General features: G+C 48.9%; 7 protein-coding genes. 6 read left to right on the forward strand and 1 reads right to left on the reverse strand.

Annotated features, from left to right (window positions below):
• Nucleotides 1-234 precede the first annotated feature (234 nt).
• From ACO6UX_RS11985 to ACO6UX_RS12000, 4 genes are all read left to right on the forward strand, one after another.
• Nucleotides 235-2,217, forward strand: coding sequence for an SPOR domain-containing protein (locus ACO6UX_RS11985; RefSeq protein WP_422447807.1), 1,983 nt, complete (start codon nucleotides 235-237; stop codon nucleotides 2,215-2,217).
• 108 nt (nucleotides 2,218-2,325) lie between these two features.
• Nucleotides 2,326-4,353, forward strand: a complete 2,028-nt coding sequence (locus ACO6UX_RS11990) for an AsmA family protein (RefSeq protein ID WP_422447809.1) — start codon at nucleotides 2,326-2,328, stop codon at nucleotides 4,351-4,353.
• Nucleotides 4,354-4,422: 69 nt separating this feature from the next.
• Nucleotides 4,423-5,505, forward strand: a complete 1,083-nt coding sequence (gene mutY, locus ACO6UX_RS11995; protein ID WP_422447811.1) for an A/G-specific adenine glycosylase — start codon at nucleotides 4,423-4,425, stop codon at nucleotides 5,503-5,505.
• Nucleotides 5,506-5,589: 84 nt separating this feature from the next.
• The gene (locus ACO6UX_RS12000) at nucleotides 5,590-11,187 is read left to right on the forward strand and encodes an autotransporter outer membrane beta-barrel domain-containing protein (RefSeq protein ID WP_422447813.1); all 5,598 of its coding nucleotides are present in this window, start codon (nucleotides 5,590-5,592) and stop codon (nucleotides 11,185-11,187) included.
• Here the strand turns inward: ACO6UX_RS12000 and ACO6UX_RS12005 are convergent.
• On the reverse strand, nucleotides 11,184-12,689 hold the full coding sequence (locus ACO6UX_RS12005; protein ID WP_422447815.1) for a hypothetical protein: 1,506 nt from the start codon (nucleotides 12,687-12,689) through the stop codon (nucleotides 11,184-11,186). The two genes, ACO6UX_RS12000 and ACO6UX_RS12005, sit on opposite strands and share 4 nt — an antisense overlap.
• 154 nt (nucleotides 12,690-12,843) lie before the next feature.
• Between ACO6UX_RS12005 and ACO6UX_RS12010 the strand changes: the two genes are divergently transcribed.
• Together ACO6UX_RS12010 and ACO6UX_RS12015 are read left to right on the forward strand one after the other, a co-directional pair.
• A complete protein-coding gene (locus ACO6UX_RS12010; RefSeq protein ID WP_422447817.1) occupies nucleotides 12,844-14,322 on the forward strand; it encodes a protein adenylyltransferase SelO in 1,479 nt (492 codons plus the stop codon).
• Between the two features lie 76 nt (nucleotides 14,323-14,398).
• Complete coding sequence (locus ACO6UX_RS12015) at nucleotides 14,399-14,671, forward strand: oxidative damage protection protein (protein WP_422447819.1); 273 nt, start codon at nucleotides 14,399-14,401, stop codon at nucleotides 14,669-14,671.
• The last annotated feature ends 269 nt before the right edge of the window (nucleotides 14,672-14,940 follow it).

Below are 14,940 nucleotides of genomic sequence, written 5' to 3' on the forward strand. Positions count from 1 at the left end.
ATAATCTAATAATCAATTAATGGATAAGCTCGTTTTTTCCAGACTCAAAAAAAACCAAAAAGTGAATACCCTTTGTTTTCCCGAAAAAAACAACTCCGCCGTTAACATAATAGCTCTCTTTATAAGAATCGAAATATTCACAAAAAAATATTTAATAAAAAATTAATTTTTATAAGGGTTGATTTTGTTTACTAGTCAGGTATTGTTGATTTGAACCAAGAAGGATCTGATACCATGTCCGGTCGATTGTTGTTTAAGGAAAAACAACTCAGGCTTTGTGTCGTGGCCGCTCTGACGTCAATTGCTGCACCTGTTGCAGAGAGTCTAGTATTGCCGCCAAAACCTCTGGCTTCGAATATTTCCTGGAACTGCCAGTCAGGCATTAATAATGATTGGCTATGCAACGGCATAAGCAGACAGTTTTATAAAACCGAACCTGCTCAACAGTATGCCGGATACTCCAGGCAAAAACAGTCTGATGAACAACAGCTTTATGCTGAATCCTATAATTCATTATCTATTGAAGCTCGAAACTCAGAATCACTTGTCAGTATTCTGGATGCTCCGAGAGATCATTACGTGCTTCAATGGATGGCAGCAAAAGAGCGTGAACAGCTGGAGGCGCTAAAGCAGCGCTACCCGGTATTAAAAAACGCGACCATTGCTGAATACAAAAGATCAGGCACAGTCTGGTATGTGCTTCTGGATGGCCCATATCCAAGCCATATTGCCGCCATGGCGGAACTGGATTCACCGCCCAGATCCCATATGGCCAGAGAACTTTACCCCTGGACAAGATCGCTGGCCAGTATTCATAAACTGGATATTATCAGGCCGAATTACCCGGTGGAACAGCTGGCCGACCGCTATCAGCCAGAATATCCCCCAGAGCTGTCCATGCGCGACAGCAACAATGCGCCTATTAACTACGATATTTCCTATAGTACAGAGCAAAGCCGTCAACCTTCACAATATCAACGGCAGCCCTCTTATACTCAGCAACCGGAAACATCGGTCATCCGTCGTGATAATAGCTACCCATTGGCTGAGACAGGTTATGATACTGGCCAGCCGCCTGAAATAAATACTGTGTCTTATGGCAGTGAGTTCGAGGGCCAATCCTACTCCGGCTTATCCAGTGATCAAAACTACCGGATTCTGCCAGAGCAGGCTAACCCGCAGGAAATGTATGTCAGTATCTCACCGGCCTATCGCAGTAGAATTCCTCAGCAACATACTCAGGGGAGCCGTGTCGACTACAACACGCCAAACGCGCCTGTTGCACCAGCCCCTGAATACAGACAACCCCGGAGTTATGAAGAGTCGGAACCCTCTCGTCCGGCAATGAATGTTCTGACCGCCAATCCAAAGAGTTATACGATTGAATGGATGAATGCCAGTAGAAAAGCATCACTTGAACGGGCAAGGCTTCGTTACAGCGAATTGAAAAATACCCAGATCATCCACTACCAGAGACACAGCAGGAATCGCTATGCCCTGGTCAGTATGCTGTTTGTGAATCGTTCCCAGGCTCTGGATGCTCTGCTCACGCCTTCACTGTCAAGAGTGTCGGCACGTTTCTCGCCAAAAGTCAGACAGGTCGCCTATTTGCAGTCCCTGGTCGGTTCAACCCCGCAGGCTACCCATGCGTGGGCCAGACCCGTGACAGAGCCGTCTATTGATAGACGCCAATGGATTAGTCAGGAAGACCCCGGCGACAAGACCTATATTGTCCATCGTGAAGACCTTAACCGACAGCCAGTGAAGGCAAGGTTAGTGAGTTCAAACGACGCTGGTACACCGACAATGCACAGACCAGCGGTTGTTCATACGATGCCCAACAGAGAACAACCTCTCCACCCGGGTTATCAGCCGGACAACAACTACCAACACTATGAACAGCCGGACCCTCACAATCCTGTGAATGAACTGCTGAACAGCCCTGATGACAGCTATACCATTCAGTGGTTCGCAGCCAGTAACCGGCAGACAATTGACAAGTTGAAACAGCGTTTCCCGGAGCTGGCTTCAGCAGTCACTGTTCATGTTCAGCGCAACCAGAAGGACTGGTATGTTCTGGTTCAGGGAAAATACAGAAACAGTCAGGAAGCCATCAGGGCGCTGAAGTCCCCGGCAATGAAAAACATTGCCCTGATACTTCATCCATGGACCCGTCCGGTGGAATCACTGAAAAAGCTGCAAATCGCCAGCCTCTGACGCAGTTCCCATTTCCGCAACAAGCCTGTTTTACCCTTGATGACGTTAAGTATCAGGGTAAGATAGGTGTCTTTTATTATCACTCTTCCATAGATCCTGAGGATTCCCATGAACCGCATTCTCAAGTTCATTGCCGTGCTGCTGGCGGCGGTGGTTTTGCTGGGTGTTATCGGTGCGGCACTGCTGCCACGCGTTATCGACCCCAACCAGTATCGCGATGAAATCACCCGGCTTGTTTATGAACAGTCGGGACTGAAAGTCAGTATTAACGGGCCCATTGGCTGGTCAATATTCCCCTGGGTTGGCCTTTCTCTTGAGGATGTATCCGTCGCAGGGGCCAATAATTCACACCTGGCGCAACTGGGCTCCGCCGGAGTCAGTGTGAAGTTGATACCCTTGATCAGTAAACGCATTGAAATGCAGACCCTTGAGCTGACAGGGCTGGAATTAACGCTGGTCAAAAATACCAGAGGCAAGGGCAACTGGCAGGTCAGTGCGCCAACGCCCACTGAACAACAACCCACGCCCAGGGGACAGGAGCCATCCCCGACGCCTGAGTCAGAACCAGCCTCGCCTGTCAGGCTGGATATTGCCAGTGTCAACGTCAGTGGACTGCTGATCAGCTATGAAGACCAGGTTTCCGGGCAGAAATACATGATTGACCAGGCCAGTTTAACCACTGGTGCCATCCGCAATCAGCAGCCTTTTGATTTTCAATTAACAGCCCACATTAACATTCCTGACCTGGTGGTAAATTCACTGATCAGTGGCAAGATGACGTTTAATCTGGAAGCGGGTCATTATGACATCCAGAACCTGAAAGTCAGTGCCACACCGGATGTAGAAAAAGGTGAAAGCCTGAGTATTGTGGGTAATGTTCAATATCAACAAACACCCATGCTGGTTAAGGGCAACCTGGGCGTTGCCGAGTTTAACCTTGCCAATCTGCTGAACCAGATCAAGGTACAACTCCCTCCCATGGCTGACCCGAAAGCCTTGAACCGGCTATCCTTTGACAGTCATTTCAGCACCAATGGTGAAAGCCTGAGCGCAGATAAGCTGCAACTCCAGCTGGACAGTTTTACCCTGGATGGCCATTTCAGGATGAACAGCATTGACCGGGGCGATATGCAGTTCAGCTTTACCGGTAACGACCTTAATCTGGATAACTATCTTCCCCCTGCCACGGATAACGCAGAAGCGCCTGATGAAGAGCAACCCGCTCAATCGGGCTCAGAGCAACCTACATCAGGTAAAGAGCATCCTCTGATTCCGGAAGGAATGCTGCGTGGCCTTAACCTTGACGGGTCAATGAAGCTGGCCTCTCTCACCGTGGCCAAATTCATTTTTGAACAGCCGTCTGTTTCTATAAAAGCAGCCCGGGGTAAGCAGGAAGTTACCATTGGTTCCCGCTTTTATCAGGGCACTATTGATATGACGTCTAACCTGAATGTACGTCGGTCAGGCAAGCCAAAAATGGCAGCATCGGCAGAGCTGAAAAATATCAGCCTTGAAGCGTTATCAACCGCTATTCCTGATCTTGCCTCACTGAAAGGCGATGTGAATGCGGGTATGAAGGTTTATACACAGGGTCAATACGCCAGTGTTCTCACCAAAAACCTGAATGGCAACATTGAATTCAAGATTGATAAAGGCGCATTCACTGATGCCAACTTTGACAAATTGGTCTGTGAAGGCGTTGCCAAAGTGCGTAAGAAAGAGCTGAGAGCGACGGATTGGGGCACATCTACCGAGTTTACCGACCTGAGCGGCAGTTTCGTCATCAAAAACGGTGTTGCTAAAAACGACAACCTGATTGCAGCGCTCGCCTATATGAACCTGAAAGGTGATGGCCAGGTAAATCTTGTGGATCGACAGCTGGATTATCGTATGGGTCTCAACATTCGTGGCGAAGAAGCGCCGGACAGTGATCCTGCCTGTCAGATCAACAAGGATTACGTCAATGTCACCTGGCCTGTCCGTTGCCACGGTGATCTTGGTGCCCTGAAATGCGGCGCAGATTTCAGACGACTGACTGAAACCATTGCCGAAATCGCTGAAAACCGCCTTAAGCAGAAGATAGAAGACAAGGTGCAGGGACCTGTTAAAGATCTGCTCCAGGGCTTCTTCAAATAAAATTTCTGCCCATAACGACTATACTGCGATCGGCCAACAGGCTGATCGCAAACCTGTTTTTGTAATTTAATGACTCAAAAAGCCCCATATAAAGACCATACTTTCAGCCAGAGACTTCTGGACTGGTTCGATGTACATGGCCGTAAGCATCTGCCGTGGCAGCAAAATAAAACGCCTTATCGTGTCTGGATCAGCGAGATCATGCTGCAGCAGACGCAGGTAACCACCGTCATCCCCTACTACCAGAAGTTTATGGCGCGATTTCCAGAAGTGACTGACCTTGCAGCAGCCAGTGAAGATGAAGTACTCCATTTCTGGAGTGGGCTCGGTTACTACAGTCGCGCAAGAAACCTGCATAAAGCCGCAAAAAAAGTGGTGAGTGACTTCGCAGGGGCATTTCCCCACTCAGTTGAACAGCTTATGGAACTTCCGGGCATTGGCCGATCCACTGCTGGTGCCATTGCCTCCATTAGCATGGGGATCCGGGCTCCCATCATGGATGGCAATGTAAAAAGAGTGCTTACCCGCTACTTTGCCATCTCCGGCTGGCCCGGGCAGACACGTGTCGCCAATGCGCTATGGGAGATTGCTGAACAGCTGACACCTGAGTGTCGCACAGGTGATTACACTCAGGTGATGATGGACCTGGGGGCAACGGTTTGCACAAGAAGTAAGCCTGCCTGCCAGGTTTGTCCACTGGAAGCCGATTGTATAGCGCACAAAACAGGCCAGCAGAGGCTGTTTCCGGAATCAAAGCCAAAACGGGAGAAACCGGAAAAGTCGGTTATTATGCTGATGGTAGTGAATCAGTACGGTGAAGTTCTGCTTGAAAAACGACCACCGTCTGGCATTTGGGGAGGACTCTGGAGCTTTCCCGAGATTTCAGCTCCTGATCAGATTATCGAGCAGGCACTTGAGAAGACGGGCCTGTTACTGACAGACTTCGACACATGGCCGTCTTTTCGTCATACCTTCAGCCACTACCATCTGGACATTACCCCGGCACTGAGTCTTGTTGAATATCCGGGGCAAACCAATACGGTAATAAAAGACCATGACAATTATTATTGGTTTGCCCTGGATCAATCGCCTGAATTGGGGTTGGCAGCACCGGTAAAGAAACTTTTACAAAAAGTAGAGAATGCACTGTAAGAAATTACCCTGAGGTTATTTTTATACATTATGTATAGAAGTTTCAGCTCTATGGTTTAACCCATTGGTTGAGGAACCTGAAGAATGATTGGTTGCAAATGTGAGACATTCCATAAAAAAATATTGGTAATTGCCATTTCTGCAATAGTCTCAACATCAAGCCAAAGTGATCACGCTGGAGTTGAAACTGAAAATGCCGGTAATTTATCCAATGACCAGCAAGAAACTCAGGAAAACTCCCCACCGGGTTCCGATGCGAACAATATAAACCCCGGCACTATCTACATCGCCACCATGGGGATGACAGGAATGGAGGCTGAGGGTGAAAAAATCCTGAACCACGGCAATATTGAAATCAATGTACCAGGAACAGGTATGAGGGCCACAGCCAGCCCTGAAGATACAAGCCATCAAACGACAGCCACCAATCACGGCACCATTTTGCTAAACCACCCCGAAAGCACAGGAATGGTCAGTAATGGACAGAACATTGTCTGGTCCGGTATCGGCAAAGAGTGGGATGAACACAGTAATGACTACAAAGCAGGTGCCATAAATTATCCCCATGGCTCTATTAAGGGTCAGGGAACCGGACTGCTGTCTTATAACAATGGCCTGATCAAAAATCACGGCAGTATCCAGATATCGGGTTCGCACTCAACCGGGGCCAGGGCACAATCCATTGACCCGGATAATCCAAATGTCGGTTTCGGACTTATTGCCAACACCGGCACCATAACTGCTACGGATGGTGCCAGCGGCATTCACCTGCACAAAGGCGGGCTTAAGAATTCGGGAACAGTGATCAGTGATGATGCCGCTATCCGGGGAACAGGGCCCTTTAATATCGCCATCTTCACGCCCGGTAGCTATATCAGGGGACAGCGTGCTGCCGTGCTGCTTGAAGGCTCCGGTAATGACCTGAACCTGATTGAACTTCGTGGCGGCACACTACAGGGAAATCTGCTCGGCAACAGCCCGATGGATATTCTGCGTATCAACCCGGCAGACAACATGACTGAAGACATTAACCAGAAGATTTCAGTCAATGGTGAAGTCAGGGACTTTGAATTCATTTATATAACCGGTGACCGGTGGACTGCATCCCGGCCAATTATAAACCCAAAATCACTGATTGCTGCCGGCACTGTGAATGTCACCTTAAGTCCTGTCAGTGAGGATCAGGCGCAAACCCTGCAGCTCAGTTTTACGGATTCGTTTCCATCAGAAAATGGCGTTGATATCGAGGTCAGCGAATCTGGAATAGCCCATATTGATTTATCGGACACCAATAACCGTCCTGCCGCCAGAATATCCCTGGTGGGAGGTAATATCAGCCAGATGACAGGCCATCTGCAAGGCCGTGATGAGCTATCTCTGGCAAGCGGAATCATCAATATCATTGAGGATGTAAATCGAATCAGAGCACAAACCGATGGTGACTGGCAGGTAAAAACGCCGGTCCGTGGCGTAAAACATCTGGTCACTGAATTCGCTGGTGATAAAGAGACACCCACTTTTGAACAGACGTCAATTGTCCTCGGGAACCCAGCACAGTCATTACAAGACAACCGACTGACAGAAAAAGCCAATACACTGGTGGTTGCAACGCCTTCAGAGTCTGACATCAGCTCGGGTCAACCGATCCCGGAATTCGATGGATCAGCGGGTAAAGCAGAAGTCACCATCGCCAACGGGGCGCGTTTTGGCCAACTGATTGCTCCGGAGAAACTGATCGTAAAGGCCTCCGCTGACCAGCCTTTTCACGCTTACGGACCTGTTCGTAATGCCAGACATATTGAAGTTTCAACCTCTGCGCTGGTACAAGGGGTTACACTGGGAGCCTCTCCGGCACATACCGATAGCAGCCTGGGGCTGCTTTTCAGTGACAGCGCATCCGGTGATGCCATCAGGATCACCAATTACGGCACTGTTAATGAGATTGATGCGTCCAACGGCCATCAACGTCCAGACCTTCACTATGTCCACGACAGTGACACGCTGGTAAACCTGCGGGGCAACAACACCAGAAACGACCAACTAACCGTTAAGGGCGGTTCTGCAGAAACCGTACAAGCCGTTTCAAGCTCAGCGCTACAACATGGTTTTGCTACCCTGAATCTTCATGGCGTGGCAGCACCGGTGGAGCTTCCCGCTGATCTTGAGTCATTGACACTCACCAGCACCCTGCCTATTGGGCATATTTATGCGGTCAGTGCTGATCACCTGGAGAAAGAAAGAGCAGACAAGGCCCAGGATATACCTAATCCGACGTTTATGTCGTATTCAGTCAGGAAGCCTGAAAGTGCAAAATTAAAAACTGACCTCATAACACCGGGGCTAAATTTCAGCATTAAAGAACGCCCCAACATGCGTTTTGAGATTCTTAATGGTGAAATAGGTACTCTGACAGGTAACCCGGAAAAGGACGACCAGCTGGTTATTCACGGAGGCCACATTCAGGATGATACTGACAGCCTCCGGTCAGTTACCGTTGCCAGTAATGACTGGGGTTCCCATGGAACGCTCAATAACACCAGAGAAGTGCTGGTTGATAAGCATGGCATTCTGACATTACTGCGGGTTTATGGACCACAGGAGATCCCTCACCGTACAGAGAATGATCTGACCCTTCAGATAAAAACAGCTGCCGGACAACGGTTGCCTGTTACGGTAACAGAGGGTGGAGCACTTGGCCTGCTGGAAGTATATGACCAGGCCAGTCTTGGTGATCTATCGTTGCAGGGTGGCGTGGTAAGCATCATGCCCGGTGACCACAAGACGCTGGAGCTGGGAAAAATTACTAATGCCGACGGTGTTTATTCTCCGGAAACCGGGCTTGGTAATGTGCTGGTTGGTGGTGACCCGCAACAAAGTCCCTTTGGGAACAACCTGGTACTCAGTACTCCAAGACCCGTCAGTGTCTTCAGCAAAAAAATTGATAGCCTGCAGCTCACGGAAGGAGCAAAGCTTAAAGGTGAGATACCGGCGGTAGAACGACTGTTTATCACAACCACGGATTTTGTTTCTGAAGGCAGGATCAGTGCTATTGAGCTGGTCGCTGATGCACCTGTTGCTGAAGTCAATGTTGCTGACAGCTCCAAACCCGCAGCCGATGTGCCGGATACCCCTGCCAAGCTGAATATACAGACATCACCAGAATGCCCTTTGACGATTAAAAGCAACCAGCCGACTCCGCAGATACAGCGGCTCAATCTCAATGACGGAGCCAATATTGGTGCTGTTGATTCTGTGAAAAATATCTGGATTCATAGCTCAGGCTGGAACAGCCAGGGGCTGGTGAATAATCCCGAAACACTCACTATTGCCCCTTATGGGGCAGCAGATCTTATTGTTGCTGATGGAACGCAGCCCAGTGGGCAAGATGCCGCTCAAAAACAGTCGATGCATCTTTCTTTTTCCGGTGATGCCCCCTATGACTGGAATAAGGCATTTGTCGTCACCAATCTCGGTGAGGCTGGCATCAATGAATTACCTGATCACCGGGGAGAGCTGAAAGTACTGGATTTCTCGGCGGATACCCAGCGCCCTCCCCTGTACTTTATGCAACATGGCGGCAATACCGATCGGGTCATCGGCCGACAGGACAAACACGACACTCTGGCCCTGGTGAATGGCCCACTGAAAACAGCCTCAGGATTTGCCAATATCGATATCTTTGGCGCTGACTGGCACAGCATTCAGTTAACAAACCCTGAACATATCAACATCCACGAAGCAGCCAGTGCAGCCAATATTCTTGTTTCTGATCAGGTGCCAGAGGGCAAGGGAATACTGGCAACCCACTTTACAGAAGACCGTGGCAGGGTATACGTAAATTCCAGAGGAACGCTGGATGAGGTCAACCTGTCACCATTACAGAGCCGCCCATCATTCAGCATAGAGCAAACCGATGGCAAGATTGGTTCACTTAAAGGAGCCAACGGTAAAGATGATCAATTCATTGCCAACAATACGTCAATAGAAGGACAGTTGTCCGATATTGATTCCATTACCTTTAACGGTATCAACCACTATAAAGGCAACCTGCTTCGGTCCAATGGGCTCATTGATGTGAATGGCCATCTCCATTTTTTGGCAGATAGAATGGCTATCGTTTCCGGCTCGTCAGACAGTCGTCGTGCAGAGGTGCCTGAATCATCACCTGCATTGCATATTCGTCAGGGAGCCGTCGTTACCATTCCATCTGAACTTAATATCGACGGTAACTATCAACAGGATGGTCGCCTGGTGCTGACAGAACAAAGTCCGGACGCGGCAGGGTTTGAGCCGTTAACCGATGGTACGATACCGCAAGCCCCGGTGGTGGCAGCCAAAAATATCCACGTGGGTCCTGCTGCTGATTTTGTGTTTGACAGCGTTATCATTCAAGATCCGGCCATTGGCAAACAATATCTGTTGATGGAAGCAGAGGATTCCAACATTAACCAGCCGGTTAATGTGGATGCTGACAATGAGCTCTATATCCACTATGACGCGATCATTGATCCGGATAACGCAAAAAGAATGCTGCTGATCAGCACGGATCAGGCTGACCATCGGGTATCTCAGGTTCCGGGGCGGTTTCGATCCATGATGCTGGCAGCCACAAAACCTTCCGAAAAAGAAGAACACGACAGTGAAAGTGCCAAATTAACCCGGCATGTTGTAAAAAATGTAAAGCCCGGCAAAGACATGAAAAAAGCCGCAGAGCTTGCCCCTGCCATGTCGCCTCATGCGGTGCATAATGCCAACCTTGCACTGAAAACGGCGGGCAAAACCCTTAACGACAGAATGTCTGGCAAACGAACCGGCATCAACACCGGAGATATCTTCTCTGCTGGCGCGGCCTGGATTCAATACGACTACAGCAAGGCAGCACAGGATATCAACGACCATGTACCGGGTTATCATGCCAGAATCACTGGCTTCTCCATGGGGGCAGATAGCCCTCTGGAAAGGGATCAGAATATAGAAGCAGGCATTGCCTACACCTATGCAAAAGGAAACGTAGCAGGGAAAGATGGCTCAAGAAACAAAATTGACACGGATACTCATATTGTCAGCCTTTACTCCTCGTACCTGGAAAATGATTTTTTCTTTGATGGTCGGATGAGTTACTCCTCCGGCAAGAATAAAGGACACCGCTACGTTGATGGCCACCTGAACGATGCAAAATATGATACCCGGAGCTGGGGGGTCGGCATGATTGCGGGCCACGCCTATCCCCTGGGAGATGAGTGGAGCTGGCAGCCTCAGGTAGCCTTTAATTATTTCACCATCAAAACTGACGATTATACCGAGTCCGCCAGAGATCCTGCCCAGACACACTTATCATACGATCAGGTCAAAAATGGCAAATATGACATCATGGAACTGGGTGCTGGCCTGAAGTTGATGGGAGAAATGAATACCCGGGCAATGGTCATCAAACCAGAGCTTGGGCTGATGGGCTTTCACGATTTCAAAAAAGATCCGATTGCTATTACTGCTCACTTTGCCGCAGGGGGTGAACACTTCCGTATCAATGGTGCCGACAGAGATAACAACCGCTATCAATTTGATGCCAGCATGAGTGTGGAAATTCAAAGCAATACCACCATTACCTTCCGTTACTCCCACCATTGGGCAGATAACTTCAAAGTTGATGGGTGTATTGCCAGGGTTCGCTATAGCTTCTAAAAGCCTTTTCCTTCAGACTCCAGCCGACCTTTCGTTTTCAACATTCTGTCCCGCATGAAGCATAGTCCAGCATCAGAGCCTCTAAAGAAAGCATCAATCTTGCCATTGGCACCTCCTTTACGGCTCGTTACATGATGAATCGCTGCTTCGGCGGATGCAAAACTCTCTAGCCCCGGCCCCTTGCCTGAATCGTAAAAGTCTGGACTACCTTCGAAATTGTGAGGATCGTAGACCGTGTATTCGAACGTACCGTCTCTTTTTTTGTTTCGATAGATACCAAAAGAGTATAAAGGCTGGCAAATCATGGCTGTTGATGAGTAATCCCAGTTTGTGGTTTCCAATATATCCTGACGCGTGCATGTTTTGATACCAAGACCTTCTCTTTCGTCTGGCGAGATTCGACCCTCACCTTCAGACCCCTCTTCCACCAGTAAATTCGAGTAGCCTGATGATGAGGCGATGCCGGTTAAAAGCAGGTGCATTACACATATTGTCATAGGGTAATGGCCATTAGACAAACTACGTCTCAACTCTTGAGCATCACCTCTGGCGCTGATTATTTCTTCTAAATAAGCAACCAGGACCTGAAAAGAAAATTTATAACCTGTTGCCTGGAAAAGCTGCATTCTCAGTACGTCAAAACCGCAACTCCACATACTGCCAACATTATTACTGTCATATTCGCCAATACCAAACCTGGTCTGGGCATAGGGATAGTAATCTTTGCCATCTTGATCTTTAGCCTGGAGATTTTTTAAATAAAGGCCTGCCCTGGTTGAGCTTAACTTTGAATATCCGGGGAAACCGCACCCTCCGGCTGTTGATCCGTCTGCAACTTCACAGAACGAACCAATACGCACCAGCTTGTGCTGCCCAGTCCTTTTATCCATCACATGAAGCACTTCTTCAATCGATTCCCCTCTATGGTCTGGGTGAGTGATAGTTACCAGGAATTTCGATATAGCGTAATGATCTTTATTATTAAATGCGATGTCATCTACAGCATCTTTAGCCACCTGTTTGCAGGTTAACCTGGCGTTTGCAACCCACGAATCACCAGCGGCCATCCTCATCTCTTTATAAGCGTCCCTTACATCTGCTGTTGTCCGGAATCCGTCTATAAATCGAACCCGGTCTGTATCCGTTTCTTTTAAAGAGAATGAGAATAGCGAATTCGCCGGTGGTTGGGGCAATGAGGGAGAACTGCCTGCTGTTGCTGATGACGGAGGAGGACTGCCAGCTGTTGATGGTTGTTGTGAAGTATCCGTTGCATGGGTTATCTTGTATTCAGCCAATGCCCGTGTGACGGGCTTTGCAAACCAGGCGTCAGGATGACGCTTCATCACAGCCTCGGCTTCAATTAATGAGACGGTATATTTGGTAAATATCGCTTTCACCACCACCGCGATGGCTTTCACCGCACGAGCAAGGATGAAACTGTCATCATGCTTGTTCCAACAGTAAGACATGGCGTTCAAAGCGCCCAATTCAACTGAACTCATATACCTCTCTCCTTTTATTATTCTGAACAACTTGTATTCTCAGACAGAAAATCTGGCTATAAGTTCAAAAACTGGCCATTTATATGAATGAATGTGTAGCGCACAGATACAGAGTAAACTGATTCTCTGTGAATCACCCGGGAGCACCACAGGGATGAATAACCTTGATGGCGGACACTTCAACAACACCTTCTCACGCCTGCCTGAATGCTTTTATACAAGGCTGGGCCCAACTCCCCTGGAGAACCCGAGACTAGTGACCTACAGCCCATCAGCCGGCCAGCAGCTGAACCTTGAAGACACCCGAAAAACCCGGGAAAAACTGACATTAATCGGTTCCGGAAACCGTGCATGGCCCGGTTCAGAACCACTGGCCATGGTGTATTCCGGCCATCAGTTTGGTGCCTATAATCCCCAGCTGGGTGATGGCAGAGGGTTGTTATTGGGAGAGCTGGTCAATACCCGGGGAGAAAAGTGGGACCTGCATCTTAAAGGGGCCGGGCCAACCCCTTACTCCCGATTTGGTGATGGCAGAGCCGTCCTGCGCTCCTGCATCCGGGAATATCTCGCCTCAGAAGCGCTCCACCATCTGGGCATTCCGACGACCCGCGCTTTGTGCGTGGTGACCAGTGATACGCCGGTTTACCGGGAAACCAGGGAAGCGGGTTCAACATTACTCAGACTGGCCAGAAGCCATATCCGCTTTGGCCACTTTGAATATTTTTTTTACAACAAACGATATGAAGCCTTAAAAGAGCTGGCTGATTACACCATTGAACACCACTTTCATGATCTTGAAGGAATGAAAGCAGTGGCGGGCAGTGACAAAGGCTATCAGCTGTTTTATGCAGAAGTCGTTCATCGTACCGCAACCTTAATTGCCCGGTGGCAGGCTGCAGGTTTTGCCCACGGCGTTATGAATACCGACAATATGAGCATTATCGGGGATACGTTTGATTATGGCCCCTATGGTTTTATGGACGATTTTAACTGGCACTACATCTGCAACCACTCTGACCACTCCGGTCGCTATGCCTTCAGCCAACAACCCGACATTGGCTACTGGAACTGTGGCAGGCTGGGCCAGGCACTGGTTCCCCTGTTTGATGATGTTGAGTTAATCCAGAAAGCGCTGGATCAATACCCACAAATCTACACCCAAACCTATACCCGCCTGATGCTCGATAAACTGGGGCTGGTGGCAGAAGAGGAGGAAGACGCAGAACTGGTTCGCGATCTCCTTCAGCTATTGCATGACAGTCACTGTGATTACACATTATTCTTCCGAACCCTCAGCAGCTTTCCTTCAGAACAAGCCGTTAACCAGCTGGAGCCGTTAGTTAACCACCCATCACTCGCCCCCTGGCTGGATAGCTATAAGAAAAGGCTCAAGAGAAACCCTCTGGATGACCAGAACCGCCAGAAACGAATGAAACAGGTGAACCCGAAATACATTCTCAGAAACTATCTGGCACAACAGGCGATCGAAAAGGCAGAGAAAGGGGACTACCAGGAAATTGAAAACCTGATGAACGTACTGGTTTCGCCCTACGATGAGCACCCTGATTTTGAGCACTATGCAGGTCAACCGCCTGAATGGGGCAAAAAACTGGAAGTCAGCTGCTCTTCCTGAAGGGAATGAATGTTTATCAGGTAGCTTTCCCGTTAAGATACCCTCAATCCACAGTAACTGAAGCAGTGAGATAACAATGGCCAGAATGATTCAATGCGTCAAACTGAAAAAAGAAGCGGAAGGCCTCATTGTTCCGCCATTACCCGGTCCAAAGGGTCAGTGGATCTTTGAGCATGTTTCCCAGGAAGCCTGGACTGAATGGCAGGCCCACCAGACCCGCCTGATCAATGAAAAGCATCTTAACCTGTTGGCACCTGAAGCCCGGCAGTATCTTATGGAACAAATGGATAAATATTTCTCCGGCGAAGATATTGATGCCGCTGAAGGCTATGTGCCGGAAGATAACTAACCTCCGGCGGGCTATTCTCAGCCAACCTCAGGGGCTGGCATGCCTTAACAGTTGATGGGAAAATATTTGATTATGTCTATTGTTCAGATAACTCTAGTACATGGTTTCAATGAGTTTGACGGGTTGTCGTGCCTCCGCACTCCGTTCGCCCTGAGGCTGTCGAAGGACCCATAGGGCCTACAGGCGGAAACTCCGGACTCTGATAGAACGTGCCAAGCACCCTTCGACTCCGCTCAGGGTGAACGGAGATCGTACACGTCAAACTCATT

The organism is Endozoicomonas sp. ALB091 (assembly GCF_049310265.1).
In the GTDB taxonomy this organism is placed as follows: domain Bacteria; phylum Pseudomonadota; class Gammaproteobacteria; order Pseudomonadales; family Endozoicomonadaceae; genus Endozoicomonas.